The sequence below is a fragment of the Bradyrhizobium shewense genome (assembly GCF_900094605.1).
Lineage (GTDB): Bacteria > Pseudomonadota > Alphaproteobacteria > Rhizobiales > Xanthobacteraceae > Bradyrhizobium > Bradyrhizobium shewense.
The window spans coordinates 17,596-37,971 of the sequence record NZ_FMAI01000043.1 but is presented as its reverse complement, the minus strand read 5'-3'; the positions used below and the strand labels follow the sequence as shown (position 1 = coordinate 37,971).

The following is a 20,376-nucleotide window of genomic DNA, read 5'->3' as shown; positions in this document are numbered from 1 at the left end:
TCCCCCTATTGAAGGACTTGCGAGGCCGCTTCCCAACGCTTCGGCATGTCTTTGCCGACCGGATTTATCGCGGCAAACAACTCCTCAACGCACTCTCAGACTGCGGGCCCTGGACGATCGAGATCGTCGAGCGGCCGCGCGGCGTCAAAGGCTTCCAGCTCCTGCCCAGGCGCTGGGTCGTCGAGCGGACCTTTGCATGGTTCGGCAGATGCCGGCGCCTCTCCAAAGACTTCGAAGGCTCTGCCGCCACCGAGCGCGCCTGGCTGCTCGCCGCCCATCTGAGGCTCCTAATTCGCCGCCTGGCCGCACCCCTGAAAGCATCTACGCGCCTTTTTGAGTCAGGCTCTGAGGATCCGAGCCAGCTCTCGCTGGGTGGCATCCACCTTCCGTCCCGGTTCCCTCAGTTCGTTCACAAGAAAAGCCAGTGCCATACGGGCATTGCCTGGTAACCTCAGCCCATCGTAATCCAGCAAGGCCACCGCCCCCTCCACCCTTGCCGCCCCTGTCCAACCAAGATGCGAACTCAGCAAAATGAGCTCGGATAGCGCAAGGCGTCATGGTTCTCTGTCGCACCAGCAGCCCTCTTGCTAATGACGCATCACGACGCTTGGTTCGAGGCGGAGGCTAATACTGCGCGGCCAGCGTCACGGGGCCTGCCGGACCCACTCCAGCGGACGCTGCATGAAGCGCCATCGGTCCAAACGGCAAACCCGGGAACGAGGCCGGCTGAGAGTACGGGACCGGGCATCGTGAACAACAAAGCCTATACGGGCTGGCTAGCTGATCGAGAAGCCCCTACCGATGCCAAAGAGTGGGAGATCGAACGCAAAGATCTCATCCTATGCGCGATCGTGCCATGCCAGCAGAAGAATTGGCTGCACAGAATGGATGTATGCCATTTATCGCCCGAGAGCTCATGAACTGTCATCCCTGCCTTTGCCTTTGTTCAGCAATGCGCGGCAGCGAAAGCGCATGAGGCGCCGTCCCAGCTCAACAAGTCGAATGGTCCGGCTGCGCAGGTCATCTGTTTTCCAGCCCCGCTCAGCAATACGATGTCTTCCAAACAGGCCTTGCGCAATTTGGCGATAGCTATTTCCTTCCTGCCAACCATCGAGAGCGCGCAGCGCGAGGATCAGCCGCCGCTGCTTCAAAGCCGGCAAAGCAAGAGGAGGCGTGCCGAGCGGCCGACGCTCAAGCGCTAGCCAAAGTCGACGCGCGGCCTGCAAGCGAAGCTCGAAATTGGCGTCGAGCGGCAGATCGAGGACGACAGCAGATCCGCTCGCCGGAAGCTTGTTCAGCAAAAGGCGATGCTTCGTGCCGCCGAGCGGCACGATGGCATGCCATCCGTCAGGCGCGCGGCGAAGCTCGCTACCGGGCAAATTGGCGACGTCGAGCTGATAGCTCTTCGGCGCTATACTCTTGGCCGCCCGCACAGGCAGTACGGTCGACAACACCTCGGGTGCCCAGAAAACTGCTTGCTTGTCGAAGGTCTTTTGCGGATCAGCTGGAAAACGAGAGCCCCCACTTCCGCCGGAACTGGCCCGCCGCTGCGCTTGAACGTTCGCGGCGAGATAACCGCCTATAATCCTCTTGGTAGTCGCGATCTCGGCGCAGCCACTCCCAGGCCAAGTCGGCCGCTTCTGCGCTCTTGAGGCCGCTGTATGCTTCCTCAAATCTCCAGTCAGTATTCGGCATCTCACCATTCCCGCATGATCTTCACACGCGGCGAATTGCAGCCGATGATTGTGGCGCTTTACGGTTGCATGCGTACCGCGTGCCCGCTTTACATGCACTTAATCGATGGCACGATCATCTTTTGCGATCGCTAGGAATTCTGTCGATCCTGCCATCCGCCTTGTTCATTCCTTGGACCAACCACCTCGGAGCAGATCACGATAGCCGTGGCTCGCTAGCCACTTGGCCCGAGCCAGATGACTCTCGAAGGTGCGTCGCGCGCGGTCCGATTCAAGGGTCGTGTCAAGCCCCAGCACAATGCGCGCGATTTCGCGCCAATCTGCCTTGTCAGCGTCGGCATCGAGAAGTCGCATGTAGGTGATAGCGTGCTCCTTGTCATACGACGTGAGCTCGTGCGCGCTGGGCGCCAAATCTGCGATCTTCGGATCGGCCGGCACTAGCTGAAGCTCCTATTAAGTTGAAAAATCTATCGAAATCGGAGCAACGATAACGAACTTGGGACCCTTTTGGTACCGCTCGAATCGTCGCGGTCCCAAGCTGTTTTTCGCCCAACGTCGTAACTGCGACCGCATATCGGCTCATGATCTGGTGACTCCATTCTGGGCATTTGCTCTTCCATCGGCGCTGGATCTATTCGCAGTCATACCGCGACTGATCGCAGATTTGCCACACAGCTTAGGCCGTCCTTGCACTTCACCCTCCCGGAACGGAATGGACGCGTCGTTTTCCCGCGCGCTGGAGAAAGGCCGCGCCTAAAGGCAGCCAAATGGAAAGAATTCGTTCACGCTTCGAGCTCCAGCTGACGGCCCTATTTGGTCGCGGCATCCGGAAAAAGCCGTGTTACCTCTGGGGCCCTCTCCGGCCAGTACCGAGCTCTCGCGCCGTGAGCGCGCCTGTGATGGGTTGACAGCCTTCGAAAACGACAAACTCCAGGACATCTCCGGTCTCACGGTGGACTGCTCCCTAGAAGCAGCGGTGCTAGGAGAGCCAAATGCTTGAGTATCAGCTTATCGTCTGGCTATAACCCGTGGTTTCATAATCGTCGGAATGGCTGCCTTTGCGCATGAACGCTCGTGCGCTTGTGGCCTGGAATGTGCGCCGGATCCGCGTAGAGCGCGGCATTCCGCAAGAGCAATTGGCCTATGATGCCGGGATCGACCGCTCATATATGGGGCGCATTGAGCAGAAGAAAGAGAACCCGACCATTGATCTTTTGGACCGTATCGCCGCGACTTTGGGTATTCACTTGTCCGAATTGTTCGCTGAGCCGGCCAAGGGTGCGATGCCCCCCAAGCCGATGTCTAGAGGACGTAAGCCGGCCCGCCAGTGCCGGAATAGGAAGTAACTGTTCCAGAGAGCCATGTTTGTAGCTAACCAAGGCCGCAGACGAGCCGGAGCGGCCTCACGTGCCCGCTTCGAACCTGCGGCGGCTTCCGACCTCCGGCTCCAGCTATGCCGCACCAGCACGGTTCCGCTTAAACAGCGCTCAACGCGCTCTGCCTCCAAGCAGCCAAAGCACGGCTTACGCCGCTCGTGTAAACTGATTGGGTGGCCGCTTGAGTCCGAGGTTTTCTCTAAGGGTCTGCCCGGAGCTTCCCGACCTAAACTTACCGCGTCGGCGCAGTTCGGGAACGACGAGCTCGACAAAATCTTTGAGCCCGCTCGGAACGATCGCGGGAATGAGGTTGAATCCATCGGCCGCATATTGATCGAAGGCATTGATCATGATGTCGGCGATCTCATTAGGCGTACCGACCACCATTAGATGTCCGCGCGAATCCGATATCGAGCGGATCAGCTGTCTCCAGGTCATTCCTTGGCGCGCAGCTAGCTCGATGAGCACCTTCTGGCGGCTCTGAATGAAGTTTGTCTCCGGCAAAGTGGCCGGAACTAACGAGTCCAAATCGATCGCACGCAGGTCGGTGACGAACCCCAGCCACCGATCTGCCGTCTCCGTCATGACGTCTGCATGTGTATAGGACTGCAGCTTCTTAAGCTTGTCGGAGGCCTCCTGCTTGGTCCTCCCAACAATCGGGACAATGCCCGGCATCACCAATATCTGATCGTCTTTGCGCCCCAGCCCGCGAGCCTTGTCCTTTAGATCTGTGTAGTACTGCCTACCGCTTTCAAGCAAAGGCTGGGCGGTGAATACAACTTCGGCAAATTCTGCAGCGAATCTGATTCCGGCCTCGGATGAGCCAGCCTGGACGAGTACAGGGTAGCCTTGGGGCGGCCGTGCGATATTCAGTGGGCCTCTGACCGAAAAATAGGTCCCACGGTGATTGAGGAAGTGTAGCTTTCTCGTGTCGGCGAAGGTCCCAGTTTGCTTGTCACGAACGAAGGCATCATCTTCCCATGTATCCCAAAGCCCCTTCATGACGCCTACGAACTCTCTCGCTCGCTCATATCGCGCGTCATGCTCTGGAATTTCCTCATCACCAAAATTCGCCCCTTCGAACTTGTTTCCGGAGGTAACGATATTCCAAGCGGCGCGCCCGTGCGAGAGGTGGTCAAGGGAAGCAATCATACGTGCGAGATGATACGGCTGGTGATACGTCGTGGTTGCTGTTGCAACGAAGCCGATATTTCTTATTTTTGATGAAAGAGCCGACAACAGCGTGATCGGCTCAAACGTATCGTTTCGGCCTGCCCGCGCTATGTTTGCATTATCTCGTTCGACGACACTTGGGCTATCTGGAAGAAACACGAAGTGAAATGCCGCGCCTTCGGCAAGCGCCGCAAGGTGCGCATAATGCTCGATATCGACTCCGCCCGTCTTCGGCACGCTCGGATCGCGCCAAGCTCCCTCGATATATCCCGCCTGTAAGACGTATAGTCCGAGCGCCATTTGACCATTACGCGCCATGCCGTACTCCTCTCTCAAACGCCTCTCATGTTAGAGCGACCTGCCGCTCGGTCGAAAACCACATTCTATGACCTAAACACCGCACATGTTCTTTCAGAGCAGGAGGAGGCAACAAAGCAGCCGAAGGAAAGCTCCGCTCGGTAGAGATTACAAGTCGCTGCTGTGCAAGCGCTGTTCATTCAGCTTAGCCTTCGCGCAACGCTATTTTGCAGCGGTCTCGTCTCTTGCAGCAGACGTCGAAAGTATAGGTGACACGGGTACATATCCGGAGCAACAGCGAGCACTGGTAGTTGACTTCAGTGCCAGTTTCATCTCGCTATGGACTTTCCCGAATGGCAGCCGATCCAGGCGTTCGATCTTACCAGCGTCGAGCGGTCTGCAGAGGGTCGCGCGATCGGTGGGCTCGAGTTCATGGGCGACAACGATGTGTTTGCCCTGTAGACTAGCCAGCTGATCCAGTCAGAACGACCGGCGATCTTTGAGCCCGCGCCTCAGGCCAAGGTGGCAGTCGTTTCGCGCCAAGGCATGCGGATCTTCATATATTCTATCTAGCGCATGGGGCGCGAACCGACGCCAATGACTCAAATGCAAGTGCAACTTCGCTGTTATCAGACAATCCAGTCCGCCCTTGACCTGGTAAATTCTGTTACATCTGCGATTGCGTAAGCATAACTTTGTCCTCAAGCCTCCGTGAGAGCCACCACACGTAAACGCGAGGCTATATCGTCGAGGTTTCTTGAGAGCTTCGTCTTTGGCTCAGCTCCACCTCAGAGAGCATTCTCGTCCCGATGATGCCCTTCCTCTTGAGATCAGCGATTTCCGGCTCGCCGAGCCCTAAAAGACCGGTCAGAATCTCCGTGTTATGTTCTCCCAGAACGGGTGCTGCTCGGCGGATCGAATGAGGCCGTGCGCCTTCACGAATCGGGATCGACGATTGCGGGTGAAGACCGATGAAAGCGCGTTCAACGTCCTGAAAGAATGAGCGATATCTTAGTTGCGGATCCTTAAGCAGGTCGATTGGCAGGCGCACAACGCCGGCTGCGATGCTCGCGGCCTGCAGCTGGAACATCGCCTGATCTGCATCACGTGTGCGCGTCCAGGCTTCGATTGCCCTATCGATCGTATCCTCCATCGAACGGCGGCGGTCCGCAACTTTCAACGAGGGGTCAGCAGCCCAGTCTCCTCGCCCGATCACGCTCGCAAGCCTCTGCCACATACCGGCGTCGGTCGCAGCCACTGCAATCCAGCCGTCTTCTCCGGCGCAGCGGAAGCAGCCGTGCGGCACAAACTGAGGATGCCGATTGCCGTACCTTGTTGACGTACCGCAAAGCGATTGGATAATGATCCATGGAGCAGCAAGCGGCATCATGCATTCGATCTGGGCGAGATCGATAAACTGCCCCTGCCCTGTCTCGCGGGCGTGGATCAGTGCGACAAGAACTGCAGCGCAACCATTCAGACCACCTATAGCATCCCCGAACGCAACGTGGCTCATGACCGGCGGCCCATTGGCGCTTCCGACCACGCTCGGCAATCCCGAGCCCTGCTCCAGCGTCGAGCCGTATGCCCGGCAATCGCGAAAAGCGCTGTTTTTGCCAAAGGCCGACATCGACATCACCACGAGGCGCGGGTTGAGCCTTCTCAGCACTTCGTAACCGAGCCCAAGCTTTGGCAGCACATCCACCGAATAATTGTCGACAACAATGTCGGCGCCCGCTACCAACCGCTTAGCAAGGGTGAGGCCCTCGGGTCTGGTCAGATCGAGTGTGATGCCGCGCTTGTTTCGGTTCATCATGCAGAAACGCAGCGTCTTCTCGTACATCTGACGGTTTACGTAATCCGGCCGGCGATCGACACCGCGCCACCAGTCCGGGTACTGGATCGCCTCGATCTTGATCACGTCCGCACCGAGGTCAGCAAGGGTCCGCGTACACAACGGGCCAGCCCAGCCCATGGAAAAGTCAATGACGCGCGTTCCCAGCAAAGGCTGTTCGGCTGGACCGCTCCGGTCCAAGAACATCGACACGCCGGTTGTGGAGTTCGGTCGGTTATTCGTGAAAGCCTGCCGCTCGCCGGGGCACGGAACCTTTCCGCCCCGGCGCGGCGGTGTCAACGTCAGCCGCTGCATCGAGCCAGCCGTCAGCGCTGTTTCCTCGCCGAGCCGAATCGGGACGATTGCACTACGCTCGATCTTCTCCTTGTCCTGGAGAAGATCGGACATCTCTGGCACCGGTACAATCGGGACCTTGCGCTTTAGTCCCTCGGCAAACCACTGCTGGGCGGTCCGCTTCCTAAGCCTACGGATGAGCAGTCGTTCAATTTCCTCCACATGGTTCAGACGGTCGGCACCGAGCACTAGAGCTGGATCATCACGCAATTGAGGAAGGGCGAGCATGTCGCAGAACGCACGCCACTGGGCCGGGGTTATTGTTGTGACGCCGAGCCACCCCTTTTTTGTTTCATAGATGCCTACTGGAAAATTCGGCCAGAAGCGATTGATGCCGATCCGGCGCATCACGTCGCCGCGCTGAAATGCTTCAAATAGTTGGTACTCGCTGAGCGAGATACACGCTTCGAAAATACTGAGCGAGTACGATCGACCTGCTCTACTCTGCATTCGCCCAAACACTGACGAGGCAGCTGCGATAAAGCCCCATAGACCTGCCAGGATACCGGTCTGGAAATCCGGTGCGTGCAAAGGAGGTCCTTCGACTGGCCCAACCAGCTTGATGAGACCGGCAAGGGCGCGAACGATCGAGTCGCTCGCGGTGAATTCAGCATAAGGCCCGTCCTGGCCGAACCAGCTCACATCCAGGTAGATCAACGCAGGTCGCCGTTTTCGGATTGCGGTGACATCGACGGGAGGGCAGTTTGCGCCATCGACATCACGGCCATCGACCAGAATGTCGCAGTCCTCAATCAACAGCGTCAGTCGCTTGACCGCTCTTGGGTCGGCAGCATCGATGAGGATACTTGACTTGTTGAAGTTCAGGAACGCGAACCACGCGCTCTGGCCAGCTGGGGTCAGCGGTGCGCTGGAACGGATCGGATCGCCGGTCGGCGGCTCGACCTTCCAGACCTCGGCGCCGAAGTCGGCAAACAGCCGCGCACAATAGCTTGTCGCAGCTGAACTACCAATTTCGACCACTCGTAACTGCGACAACGCCTCTTTGGTTGGCTTCATGTTCTTCAGCCATAACTATGCTTTGGAACTTATTAGCCTGCGGATGCGGTGCCCGTAAGCACCACACCGTTCTGGGGAGCCCGACACCGGACGCTTTCGAGTTATGAGAGCTGACACACGACTTTCCCCATGCATGTCTTCTGATCCACCTGCTCGCCTTCGATTATTCTCGACCGACCTGCTGAACAGAAGCTCCGTGGAGCCAGCAAGGACCGTGCCGCCGCGCAATGTCTCGAACAATTTCGCTTCGACACGACAGGAGACGCTTTCGACGTGATCTATCTCAAGCGGCGAGAAAGCGCAGCTAAAGCGTATGCGGGTTGATTCTGAGCCGTGGAATGCACTCTCCGTTCCGCCTGCGCCATCAGAACACCGCCGCTGTAGGAGATTAGGACACAGGCCGCGCTACAGGGACGAGATGCCCCGACACGTTCCGCATATTGAACGGACCCGACGCTCTTCATCAGCAGTTCGAGAGTGCTAGGCACAGTCGTGAATGAGCACCTACGCTTCCTCGCCCGATGCCAGGCCGCTTGGCCATTCGGGTGCAGGCGCTCGTATGCCGAAGCATAACATAGCACCATCATCTCGAATCCGATGCCGGACTTAGCGTCAGAAATCCACGAGGCAATTGCTGCATCTTCAACGCGACATTCCTGTCCGGAAGAGCGCACATGCTGAAGTCCGACACAAGCCTCGCGCCGTTCCTCCGAACAGTTCCATGTCGGTCTTCGTCAAATTAAGCCGTACCTGGAATCGGGGCGAATACTTTAGAAAGACGACAGCTTGATCGGTGCGCGTGGTGGAGATGCATTAGGGATGACGCTCTCCCTTCTGGAAAGCATGTCACGGCCAAGTCGATGACGTCAGCGACCGCAGAAGAAATAGACTTGCATCTTTGTAGACTTTTTCGCGGCGATCCTATCTGAACTCAATTTTGGCATGAAGAACGCCATTGCGCCGTAACGACGCTCATCAGCTAGGCGGCGAACTCGCCACCCGTGATATCGATGGTCGCACCCGTAATAAAGCTCGCCCCCGGTGAGGCCAAAAAAGCAGCGAGATCCGCGACCTCTTCGGCCTTTCCGAACCTACCGACAGGAATGCGGCTGAGAGCGGAACGGTTCACCGCCGCTTCTGCTGGCCCAGTTAGATCACTGAGAACCCGACCCGGGGCAATACAATTGACCGTAACACCGTATGGTGCGAGATCACGGGCAGCAGCGCGGGTTAAGCCGACCAATCCCGCTTTCGATGCAGCATAATGCGGACCTGCGATCAACGGCACGGCGCGACCGGCCAGAGACCCGACGTTGACGATACGTCCATAGCCGTTTGAAATCATTGATGGCGCTAAGAGACGCATAAGAAAGAACGGGCCGCTTAGATTGACATCGATGACTTTTGTCCATTCCTGAGAGGACATTTGCGAAAGCCAGGGAACGTTCTGGTCCACGCGCTTTGGAGAGATTCCGGCATTGTTTACCAAAGCCGTGATTCCCCCCCATCGTCGCCGGATCTGGTCAACAAATCGGGTCACCTCAGTTTCCTGAGTGACGTCGGCCACCCCCGCACAGAGGCGCTCTTCCGAATAGCCAAGGCTTTCGAGCGCATGCTGCACGTTCTTCGTCTGTGTCGCCACGAAGCCCACTCGATAGCCATCCGCCAAGAACCGTCGCACGATCTCAAGTCCGATGCCGCGTGCTCCTCCAGTCACGAGGACAACGCCCGGATCACCTTCTCTCAGCTTTCCTGTTACCATGGTTCCAACGGTCGAAAGGAGCGCCTTTCGTTGCGCTCAGGGGGATGGCCTTCGAAGGAGCACAGTGTCCATAGCTAAATGAACGCTCATGTCCTCCCCGCAGGCGTAGCTTATTCCAGCTGTCCTGCCTCGTCGCCTCCCTGCTGGCGAGTGGTCTTATCATTGCGCTACGGTCTTGCTGCTTCGTCGAGCCTTGCCTCGGGTACTCTGTCCAAAATGCAGTCACACAGCCGTTCTATGTCGCCAACCTGATGATCCGCCGTAACACACACTCGAACGCCTGCCTTTCCTTGGGCAACGGTAGGAAAGAAGATCGCGGAGGTGTAAAAGCCGGCATCGAGAAGCTCTCGTGCCACTGCAATCGCCTTGGCTTCCGATCCGATGGAAACCATTCTGATTGGAAGTGAACTGCCTTGCTCAACCGTCGATACACGATCGTCAAAAACCTTGATCCTTTGCTCCAACTGCTTCTGACGTTCGCCGAGTTCTGCGGAGCGGTGGATCTTACAAGAGCCCAGCGCCGCACCAACTGCTGCCAAATTCGGTGCCACCGAGAATGCATAGGGAATCGAGTAACGGCGAAACAGAGCTTCCTGCTCGGCCGTTCCTAGCATCAACATGCCGCCCGATGCTCCGAATCCCTTGGCGAGCGAGGCTGCTATGATTGTGCGATCGCCCAAATCTTCGGGGAACTGAGTGCGAGCAAATCCTTCCCCATGGCGTCCGAATAGCGATATGCCGTGAGCATCGTCAATATACAAAAAGAGCCTATAACGTTCCTGGAGCTCGCGCAGCTCTTTGATGGGCGCGTTTCCACCCATCGAATAGACACCATCGCAAACATAGGCAACTACCGGGTGTTTGCGGCACAAGCCTTCAAGAGCGTCAATATCATTGTGCGCGATGGTTTCCACTCGCGTTTCGTCCGCAACGACTGGCTTGTGGTACGCAAGCGAGAGGTGCGCGTTACGATCAAACACGACAACCGGCTTGGCGCCTTCTGTTAACACGCCAGAAGCAAGAAGGGGCATGGCTCCGAGGTTTGCGAGCATGACGGTGGAAAAGGCGATTACACGCGCGCAGAACATTTCCGACAAATTGGCCTCGAGCTCTGCCAGCAAATCGAAATTGAGTCGGGTTCGTGCGCATGACCAGTGCAGCGATCGATGCGCCTCAATCGCGTCGATCGCGCCAGCTACGATCGTAGGATGATTGTCCAGCCCCAGATAGGAACACCGTACACAATCAATTATCTCCCGCCGACCCTCAAGTGGACCGGTGCCCAACGCAAATACGCGTCCGGTCGTAGAACGCCCTTGAACAGCCATGAGACCAGCAGTGTGAGCTGCATCAAAAAATGACCTGCTCTTGTTGATCATGTACGTGGTGTTCCGAAAGTGCCGCTTCGGACGACCACCTTCAGGAGGCACGATCTGTTCGTTCATGTCGTTCTCCATTCCCTCTGCAGGCGTGCGCTCCAGGCTGGTGTAATTAGGTACAGTACGGGGTTTGGCGAAGTCGGTGAGACTCTCTACATATCCCGAGGAACAGCCTTCTCGTATCTTAAGAGATGCGAACTTACCCATGGTAGGTCAATCTCGCAGCTACTAGATCAAATAGGACGCTTCAGTGCCCGACGGGCGGCGGCTGAGCGTCGTCCTTGGAAGTGAGCTACCAAGTCGCTCTCCCGATTTGAAGCGGAGGCGTTGTACCGTTTTATCGACACCTATCAGTCAGCGCTCCGGTTGGCTGCACCATGAGAGGGAGTTTTTCGGTGCCGTCCACCTCATGCCAAGTTATCACGACAGATCGTCGCATCTGCAAGCGCACGCTTCAGTACCGCGCTAAAATTGAAGAGGTACAGAGATCTCTCGCACCGATCAACGATCGCTAGACTCTGTCTATAAGCTTGCCCCGCTTGCAGCGACAGGATTCGCGCGAAGCCATTCTGAAAACACGCAACCGACTGGATGCCAGGAAAGCCGTCGGCCGCCGCCATATTTCGAGCTCGAAGGAGTTATGCTTTCACCTCAACCGAAACGGCAGATTGCAACCGGCGAGGTCCGCGCCAACACTTGCGAGCCTGTGCAACTGCTTAACTTTCGCTTGCACCACGAGTAGTTCCTCAATGCTTTCCAGCACACTCGATGGCTGTCGAGAACGACTGCAATATATCCACGACCAGCTCAGCGTCACGAGGCATGCGTGTTGACACCGAAGCAGCGGCGCCGTGCGGGAACACGATGCCGTTCTCCACAAAGAAGGCCGCAAGCTGCTTTATGAGTTTAGATACCCTGGATATGCATCGCGATTGTCATTCGGGCTTCGGCCATCGGACAAATTCGAAGTAGAGAGGCCGCTCCAGCGACGGAGCGCGGCGCCCTCCTTTTTGAAATAGCCGATCAATCCCGTCCCGAACAACATACCCAAGCTCGTCAAGTTCTGCGAAAGCCGCATGATCTTGATGCTTCATCGCGGCAAGACCAGCAGTTATAGGCAGAGGATTGGCCGAAAACGTCCCGCCTTGGGAAGTAGAGGTCCGCCCGCTGAGGCGTCGAATACTCTCATGACCCCCTCCCGCTCTCCGATCGCTCCAATGGCAAACGGCCGCGGATGATCTTGCCCATTGTGATAAAGTCCGGAACAAGGCCATACAAGGAGGAAGCTCCCCGAAGGCTATGCCGCAAATTCAGAACCTCATCAGCAGTGATTAGAATGCCATTCTTGCGGGGGCGCTATCCTGAACCGCTGCAATGAATTCAGGCTTGGGCCCAGCTAGACCGGCGCGGCTTGGCATAGGATCTACAATGACTGCAGCAAGGCTGCGCCCGTGAAACGACAGGAATTGGCGTGCGCTGTCTCGGCATCATTGAAACGGAGCACGACGGCTTCATCCAGCACGCTCGCAGCCATACCGCGATAGAACGCCGTCGACCTTGGTGCTGCGGATTGGCCCCAGTTGTCTGGGTAGCCGCGACACTCAATCAGCCCAGTCGTAAGTGCCACAATACGCGCCCTTGAACTTGAACGATTTTCAAAACGACCAGTGAACGCACGCGCAGCCTTAACCGCAAACAGCACGGCCTCGGTCCCGGTGTTGACAAATCGAACGCGCTCAACCTGCGGAATGCGGTGACAAAGTAATTTGGCCAGTTCGAACTCTCTCTCGGTGGGTTTGCGATACAGGTACCGCGCTGAAGCGGGCGCGTCAGCGCTTCCACGATCGGCGCGAAAGCTTGGCCGTGTATCAACGTCGTAACGTTGCCATTGAGATCGATAAGCTGGCTATCGTCGATATAGAATAGATCGCTGCCTAATCCGCGCCCGGTATACAGTGGACCCGGATTTCGCTCGATCGTACTCGCGAGGTGCCGTCAGGGAACACCTATCGCGAAGCGAAGCTGTCTTTGACTTTTCGCCCAAGCTGCGACAGTCCCACTATCATGCGAACCTCACTGGTACGCTGTTCCCGCTACTAATTGACTCAGATCAAGCGCGCACGCTCGCCAGCCACTCTCACATCGCAAATTGCGAATTGCCTCCGGAGCATCAGCGTTCCTTGGCGAGATCTCCGCCCTTTCGCCTTACGACCTTTGACCAGATAAGCTGACTACCTCGCCGTCGTTGCGAGGCGGCACATTTCCGTGGTACCGCTAGCCGCCGACATTTTCACAGCGATTGCCGCGTGTATGGCGAAGCGTTGATAGGCACGCGGCTAGCGTGGCATATTATTGTCTGTCTTTAGAAATGTAGTGCCGAGACTCCCCAGCATAGTGCCACCTCGCTCCTCTCTTGGCGATTGACCAGACATTCCAACTCATCACCAGTTAACCAGGCAAGTAGATCGTCGGCCACGATATCCTCTTGTACCAGATGCAGCATCGACCCGCCTGGCTCACAATGCAAATGTCCGTACTGCGCAAGAACGCCCTTAGACAGTAGCCAGCGCTCAGGAAGTCCAACGAGGAAGTCGGGAGCCCACATTGAGAACGACACTCCACGCAATACGGCAGCCATGATCTCAGGCATGCGCTGTCCTCGAAAGTCTTTGCGCAACCAGAAATCCCCGTGGTACGCCACTTTTCCATTTATCTTCTTAGCACTTGGCGCCGTGCAACTACAACGATCCTCAGGGTGTGCCTGTGTCGCAGGATCAGCATAGAATGCCTTCAGGGATTCAAGATGCTCTGCAAAATTGCTGTGCGAAAGGTCAAACAGCCGCGCAGCCTGCACAAGCGCGACTTCATCGTTCTTGTCGAGGCCGATCATCCAGTATCCCTCGCCTGGTTTAATGGGCGAGCGATCCGGGCGAAAAGTTGGATATGTCGGCGGTTTAGTCGGAAGCGCTTTTGTAATCGATACATATTTTTGAAAATCGAACCCGATCGAAAGCTTGATACCTTTCTGAGTAGCGGCTTCGTCATATCCTCGAAGGAAGCGCGAGACGTTCAATGGATTAACTAGGCGTTTCATCTGCAAACCATCCTGTTGTGATCAGCCGCGCCACAGACTGAACGGCAAGCTCACGATATAGGCTGGTCATGGATCAGGCCACTACCAACTCCGGTAAGGACGATGGAGAACGAGGAAATGGAGTTGGTACGATTACATAAGGCGAGCTACGACATGACTCGCCGGCGGCACAGGTCAATTCGGGTAATCGGCTACGGGCGACGATGTGTCAGAAGCCACCTCAAATATGGACGCTTTGTTCACTCGGCATACGTGAGAACAACGGCATTCCAGCGTTAGACTGCGACAGCACCATCCTTCCCCGAGTATGAAAGCTTTCTGAACGCGCTTTGGTCTCGCCACGGCAGCGCGTGAGATCCGGCCGGGTTCGAAGACAATCAATCGCGGGCCCGCTGTTTTGGAAAGCCGACCGCGCTGTTCCGTTAATCGAAAGGCCTGCTGAAGCTTCAGTCCAACGGGCGTGTCTCTTTTTTGACCGTTTTATTCAAGCGTCACGTGTAGAAAGCGGTCGAGCAGTCACGATAGGCCAAACAACGAAAGATCAATGGTTATCGGTACTCCCGCTCAGTCCACCATGGAAAGAAGTCCGGCAAATCGGCCGGTACCCTGTCTTTGAACACCGCCGGCCGCTTTTCCAGGAACGCCATGACCCCTTCCTTGGCGTCGGCGGAGCGGCCGCGCGAATACATGCTGCGGCTTTCGATCTTATGGGCTTCCATCGGATCATCGGCGCCCAACATGCGCCACATCAGCTGCCGGATCATCGTGATCGAGACTGGCGAGGTCTTCTCCGTGATTTCGTGGGCGAGGGCACGCGCGGTCGGCAATAGTCGATCGGCACGCACGATCTTGCTAACCAGGCGGCCGGCAAGCGCTTCCTTCGCCGTAAATATCCGCCCGGTGTAAGACCACTCGAGTGCCTGTGCTATGCCGACGATGCGAGGTAAAAACCAGCTAGAGGCCCCTTCTGAAACCAAGCCACGCTGGGAGAATACAAAGCCAAAACGTGCGGCGTCGGACGCGATCCGAATGTCCATCGCAAGCTGCATGGTTAGGCCCATGCCGACGGCAGGTCCGTTCACAGCAGCAATCACAGGCTTGAGAGACCTGAAGATTCGCATAGCAATTTTTCCGCCTCCGTCGCTGACCGAGGGATCGCTGTAATCCACCCTGCCATCGGGCAACCGCTTCACTGGCCCGCGCCGCACGTCACGATCGAACGTATCGGCTCCAAGGGAAAGGTCGGCGCCAGCGCAGAAGGCGCGGCCTTCGCCGGTCACAATTATCGCAAGGACGTCACTGTCTGCGTCCGCACGGTCGAAGGCATCTACAATTTCGCGCTCCATAAGGGAATTGCACGCGTTTAGCTTCTCCGGCCGGTTCAACGTAAGCGTGAGGATTCGCTCGGCAACCTCATACTTGATCGTCTCGTACGCCATAGCATTTCTTTCACCTATTGGAGACCCAAGTCTTGACCCAGGTCACGACGGCCTCGTCTGTTTCAGCGCTTCGTCCAATGAATGCTCGAATATCTCGAGACCATCATTCAGGGTTTCAGAGTCGATCGTGAGTGCAGGCAGGAATTTAATAACCTGATCGACAGGTCCGCATCGTTCAACAATCAACCCTTTTTCGAAGGCCTTGCACGCGGTAGTTGCCGCAAGTTCTGACATTTCACAATCAAACCCCAAGGCCATTCCGCGTCCTCGAACGGAAAATCTGTTTCCATAACGGGTCGCTATGGCCTCAAGTCGATGGCGCATAACTTCTCCCGTTCGCTGAACTCCCTGTGAGAAGATATCGTCCCGCCAATAGAGATCTAGGGCTGCCGTTGCAGATACGAGCGCGAGGTTGTTTCCTCGAAATGTGCCTGTGTGCTCGCCTGGCTGCCATGCGTCACACTCCTCCTTGATCAACAACATGGATAGCGGCAGACCGTAGCCACTCAGCGATTTCGACAAAACGACGATATCTGGCGACAAATCTGCGAACTCGAAGCTAAAAAACTCGCCTGTGCGACCACACCCCATCTGGATGTCGTCAACTATGAACAGCGCACCCGCGTTCGTCGCAATAGTTTGGATCGACTGCAGCCACTCCTTGCGCGCTACGTTTATGCCGCCTTCACCCTGAACGGTTTCGAGAAGAATGGCGGCTGGACGATCAAGGCCGCTGCTCTCGTCTCCCAGCAATTTTTGCAAATATTCCGCTGCATCGACGTCCGGCCCAAGGTAACCATCGTAAGGCATGAAAGTTACGCCTGACAAGGAGACGCCGCTGGCTGTGCGATAATAACGATTACCGCTCGCGGCAATCGCTCCTAAGCTCATTCCATGGTAGCCATTCGTGAAAGAGATTATATTCTGACGTCCTGTGACTTTGCGCGCGAGCTTTATTGCTGCCTCGATAGCATTGGCGCCGGTCGGCCCTGTAAATTGGAAGCGGTATTGCAGATCACGTCTTCGAAGTATGAGAGAGTTGAAAGTCTCCATGAACTCTAGCTTCGCAGGAGTGGCCATGTCCAAGCCGTGGATTACGGCATCCGACGCCAGGTAGTCGGCAATAGCAGCCTTGAGCCGGTGATTGTTATGGCCGTAGTTGAGAGTTCCAGCACCGCAGAGGAAGTCGACGACCTTTCGGCCATCCTCCGTCAGCATGATTGAGCCGCAGGCTCGGGAGAAAATGGCCGGAAACGAACGTGAATACGCGCGCACGCGAGATTCTAGCGCTTCCAACGTTTCCATGTTGCGTGACGCGCTTGTTGCTCCAGCCATGTGTCGCCCTCCAACAAGCGAGTGGTTAAACGAATAGGCAGGCCTAACTCAGCATGATCACGCTCTCCGGAGGCCTTCCTACCAAGTTAATTACCTGAGAGGGGGGAACAAAGAAGCTACCAGGGCTTGTAGGGGGCTGTGGGCAAGAGCCTGGCATGACCTGTCGTTTAACGGGTGCTTTCAACTTCGGACAATTGGACCATCTTCATGAAAAGGCACCTACGAGCTTGGGGGCGCCATGCGTGATTACATAATTCTAACGGCCGGCCCGGTCATCCCCTGAAGCGGCGAGCTTGCGACCGCAAGCCCCGGCTGTTTATATGAATAATGCCCTGAGTTTCTGAAATAGCTGCAGCCTCAGTTGCTCAAGCAGACAAAGGTCCACGCCGCAAGGCGCCTCATCTGTACGCATGCGCTTCCGCAACAGCCTGCATTGGCGTAGATAAGATCGACGTCTCGTGACCGGCGATGGTGTCGGGCGAGCGGCCGCTCGTGTCCTTGCTCCGGCTCGCCCATTTCGTCATTCGCGGGCGATTGATCAGAAGCGCTTCGGCAACCGAGCAAAACGGGTTCACGGGCATCGGCACGCTTCAAGGCTCCTCGGCGGACCTCTTCCAAGTTGGGTTCTGTCATCCATTGCCGGCCATCTTTGCCCAGCATCGGCCGTCATTCAGATATCGCGCCCTGTAATCCTGCTCCGATGGCAACAACGTGCCAGAGCAGCATACGAAACGGGCTTTGCAGAATACGTGTAGGACGAACGGCCGCTCCAACAGGCGTCAGTGTTTGTGATTGGTGACATCGCGCAGTCCTCTCAATACAAGGAGTGTCCAGGATTTGTGCGTTCCGCCTCGGAAAGCATCGACGTACCAATAATTTGGTCGCTGGCCAATTGCTCGATCTCGGTATCGGAGAGCCCGAGAAGCCCTGATAGGATTTCCACGTTATGTTGTCCGAGGGTCGGCGCCGCCGTACGGATCCGATAGGGGGTCGCGTTCTCACGAATTGGCATCGACGGCTGCGGGTGCAATCCCAGGAAGGCGCGGTTCACTTCCTGCAGAAATGAGCGCGACCCGAGATGCGGGTCCTTGAGTATATCAATCGGCAGGCGGGCTGTACCCGCCGCAACCCTTACCGCCTGCAACTCGAACATGGCCTGATCCGCATCGCGGGCTGCGGTCCAGATTTCGATGCCTCTCTCGATATCATCCTGGATGGCGCGGCGGGCTTCGGGTGACTTCAGAGATGGGTCCTTGGCCCAGTCCGGTCGGCCGATGAGGGTGGCAAGCCTCTGCCACATGGCCGCGTCCGTAACCGCTACTATGATCCAGTTGTCCTCACCCGCACATCGGAAACAGCCGTGTGGAACGTGCTGTGGATGCCGGTTTCCATACTTGGTTGGCGGCATACCATTGATCGAATGAACCGTGACCCATGGGGCTACGAACGGCATCATGCATTCGATTTGGGCCAGATCAATGAATTGGCCTTGCCCGGTCTTGCGGGCGTGAATCAACGCGACCAGAACTGCAGCGCAGCCATTCAACCCGCCAACGGGATCGCCAAAAGCGATGTGGCTCATGACCGGCAGTCCACCGGGGCTGCCGATCACGCCAGGAAGTCCCGAACCCTGCTCAAGAGTCGAACCGTACGCCCGGCACTCGCGACGGACGCTGTTCGTGCCAAAAGCCGACATCGACATCACGACCAGCCGAGGGTTGAGGGTTTTGAGCACCTCGTAGCCAAGCCCCAGCTTCGGCAGCACGTCGACTGAATAATTGGCGACGGCAATATCGGCTCGTTCCAACAACCGCTTGGCAAGGGCAAGGCCCTCCGGACGCTTCAGATCGAGCGTCATGCCGCGCTTGTTGCGGTTCATAATGCAGAAGCAAGGCGCCTTTTCGTACATCTGATCATCCAGGTAGCCAGGTGGCCTATCAACGCCACGCCACCAATCCGGATATTGGATCGCCTCGATCTTGATGACATCTGCACCAAGATCAGCCAGCGTGCGCGTACATAATGGTCCAGCCCAACCCATCGTGAAGTCCACCACGCGGACCCCTTGCAAAGGGAGCGGGTACGAATCGGTGCACCCCCCCAATGATCGCGGAATGCTCGGCTCGGCTGGTCGTACACCACCACGACGCTGTTGTTCGCCCACCTCCGGAACCTGTCCTCCCGGACGTGGCGGTGTCACCGTAAGCCGCTGCATCGAGCCCACGGTCCTTCCCACCTCCTTGCCAAGGCGCACGCGCACGACTGCACCGCTGGCTATCTTTTCTGCATCCTGGAGCAAATCCGATATTTGGGGCACTGGAACGATTGGAAGTTTGCGTTTCAGTCCTTCTGCAAACCACTCTTGGGCTGTCCGCATCTTCAGCCTCGGGACAAGCTGTCGATCGATATGATCCATGTGCTGCAGACGGCCATCGTTAGAGGCAAGATCTGAACGATCGCGTAGCTCAAAGAGGCCCAGCATTTCGCAGAATTCGCGCCACTGTTTTGGAGTTACGGTTGAAACGCCGAGCCAGCCTTCTTTTGTGTCATAAATGCCGACCGGGAAGTTTGGCCAGAAGCGATTAACGCCGATCCGACGCATCACATCGCCGCGGGCAAATGCCTCGAACATTAGATACTCGGTCGGAGCGAGGATTGCTTCGAAAATGCTGAGTGACCACGACCGAGCTCCCCCACCCTGCATTCGCGCAACCGCCGAAGAAGCCGCCGCGATGAAGCCCCATAGACCGGCTAGGATACCCGCCTGAAAATCCGGCGCGTGCGACGGCGGGCCTTCGGGCGGTCCGACCAGCTTCACGAAACCGGCTAGTGCGCGCACCGTAGAATCAGTCGCGGCAAATCTCGCATACGGCCCCTCGCCGCCGAACCAGCTGGCTTGGAGATAAATCAAGCCGGAGCGTCGTTGCCGGATGGCAGCAATATCAATGGCCGGGCAGTCAGCGGCATCAACATCGCGTCCATCGATCAGAATGTCGCACTTTTCAATCAATGCCGTCAGCCGTCTGATCGCATCTGGGGCAACCGGATCAATGATAACGCTGGACTTGTTGAAATTCAGGAATGCGAACCATGCGCTCTGCCCACCGGGCGTAAGCGGCGCGCTTTGGCGAAGTGGATCACCTGCCGGCGGCTCGACCTTTTGAACATCGGCGCCGAAATCGGCGAACAACCGCGCGCAATAGCTGGTCCCGGCTGAGCTACCGATTTCGACGACCCGCAGATCGGATAAGACTTCCATCGTAAACTCTATTTTCGGGCCATGGTGACAGTTCGAACGTGAGTGGCCGCCGCTTACCAAGAGCGCCGCCTCTCTCCTATTGTTGACGGATGTGAGAGTGAACTGGCGTTCGCCAGACATAAAGCGAGTACCGCTACATGTGCATCAATGACGTTCCGGATCCTGAGCAGCTGTCACTGCGTCGCGTCTTTGGCCGATGGATCTAAGTCACCTTTCTTCCGGTAGATCTGTTTACTCTTTAATCAGCAACGAGCTCCATCTCATCAGAAAGCCGCACTGCCGACTCGATATTTACAATCTCACGCATACTCGATGGTTTGCGAAAATGACTAGACCATTGACTTCACCGCTCGGACAGCTACC

General features: G+C 56.8%; 12 protein-coding genes and 1 pseudogene. 2 read left to right on the top strand and 11 right to left on the bottom strand.

The features are described from left to right. Positions 1 to 305: pseudogene (locus GA0061098_RS40040) on the top strand (transposase); the annotation flags it as partial. Positions 306 to 914: 609 nt separating this feature from the next. Here GA0061098_RS40040 and GA0061098_RS40035 read toward each other — a convergent pair. The 3 genes from GA0061098_RS40035 to GA0061098_RS40030 all read right to left on the bottom strand — a co-directional run bounded on the left by GA0061098_RS40035 (position 915) and on the right by GA0061098_RS40030 (position 2,132). After that, a complete protein-coding gene (locus tag GA0061098_RS40035; protein WP_091967103.1) occupies positions 915 to 1,454 on the bottom strand; it encodes a DUF2285 domain-containing protein in 540 nt (179 codons plus the stop codon). Positions 1,455 to 1,500: 46 nt separating this feature from the next. Next, positions 1,501 to 1,695, bottom strand: coding sequence for a transcriptional regulator domain-containing protein (locus GA0061098_RS47585; RefSeq protein ID WP_430649296.1), 195 nt, complete (start codon positions 1,693 to 1,695; stop codon positions 1,501 to 1,503). Between the two features lie 164 nt (positions 1,696 to 1,859). Beyond that, positions 1,860 to 2,132, bottom strand: coding sequence for a DNA -binding domain-containing protein (locus tag GA0061098_RS40030; protein WP_091967101.1), 273 nt, complete (start codon positions 2,130 to 2,132; stop codon positions 1,860 to 1,862). Positions 2,133 to 2,758: 626 nt separating this feature from the next. Between GA0061098_RS40030 and GA0061098_RS40025 the strand changes: the two genes are divergently transcribed. Continuing rightward, positions 2,759 to 3,040: a helix-turn-helix domain-containing protein gene (locus tag GA0061098_RS40025; RefSeq protein WP_091967099.1), complete on the top strand. Its 282-nt coding sequence runs from the start codon at positions 2,759 to 2,761 to the stop codon at positions 3,038 to 3,040. 177 nt (positions 3,041 to 3,217) lie between these two features. Here GA0061098_RS40025 and GA0061098_RS40020 read toward each other — a convergent pair whose 3' ends face one another. The 8 genes from GA0061098_RS40020 to GA0061098_RS39975 form a co-directional block, all read right to left on the bottom strand. Beyond that, a complete protein-coding gene (locus GA0061098_RS40020; protein WP_091967097.1) occupies positions 3,218 to 4,561 on the bottom strand; it encodes an LLM class flavin-dependent oxidoreductase in 1,344 nt (447 codons plus the stop codon). A gap of 718 nt (positions 4,562 to 5,279) precedes the next feature. Beyond that, positions 5,280 to 7,745, bottom strand: a complete 2,466-nt coding sequence (locus GA0061098_RS40015; protein WP_091967095.1) for a CaiB/BaiF CoA-transferase family protein — start codon at positions 7,743 to 7,745, stop codon at positions 5,280 to 5,282. Positions 7,746 to 8,724: 979 nt separating this feature from the next. Continuing rightward, the gene (locus tag GA0061098_RS40010) at positions 8,725 to 9,507 is read right to left on the bottom strand and encodes an SDR family NAD(P)-dependent oxidoreductase (RefSeq protein WP_091967093.1); all 783 of its coding nucleotides are present in this window, start codon (positions 9,505 to 9,507) and stop codon (positions 8,725 to 8,727) included. A gap of 167 nt (positions 9,508 to 9,674) precedes the next feature. After that, positions 9,675 to 10,952, bottom strand: a complete 1,278-nt coding sequence (locus GA0061098_RS40005; protein ID WP_245323914.1) for an 8-amino-7-oxononanoate synthase family protein — start codon at positions 10,950 to 10,952, stop codon at positions 9,675 to 9,677. Positions 10,953 to 13,248: 2,296 nt separating this feature from the next. Further along, on the bottom strand, positions 13,249 to 13,980 hold the full coding sequence (locus tag GA0061098_RS39995) for a hypothetical protein (RefSeq protein WP_129591071.1): 732 nt from the start codon (positions 13,978 to 13,980) through the stop codon (positions 13,249 to 13,251). A gap of 548 nt (positions 13,981 to 14,528) precedes the next feature. Then, a complete protein-coding gene (locus GA0061098_RS39990; protein WP_091967087.1) occupies positions 14,529 to 15,419 on the bottom strand; it encodes a crotonase/enoyl-CoA hydratase family protein in 891 nt (296 codons plus the stop codon). A gap of 42 nt (positions 15,420 to 15,461) precedes the next feature. Then, on the bottom strand, positions 15,462 to 16,724 hold the full coding sequence (gene ectB / locus GA0061098_RS39985) for a diaminobutyrate--2-oxoglutarate transaminase (RefSeq protein WP_091967085.1): 1,263 nt from the start codon (positions 16,722 to 16,724) through the stop codon (positions 15,462 to 15,464). Positions 16,725 to 17,568: 844 nt separating this feature from the next. Then, positions 17,569 to 20,013, bottom strand: a complete 2,445-nt coding sequence (locus GA0061098_RS39975; protein ID WP_091967109.1) for a CaiB/BaiF CoA transferase family protein — start codon at positions 20,011 to 20,013, stop codon at positions 17,569 to 17,571. Positions 20,014 to 20,376: the final 363 nt, after the last annotated feature.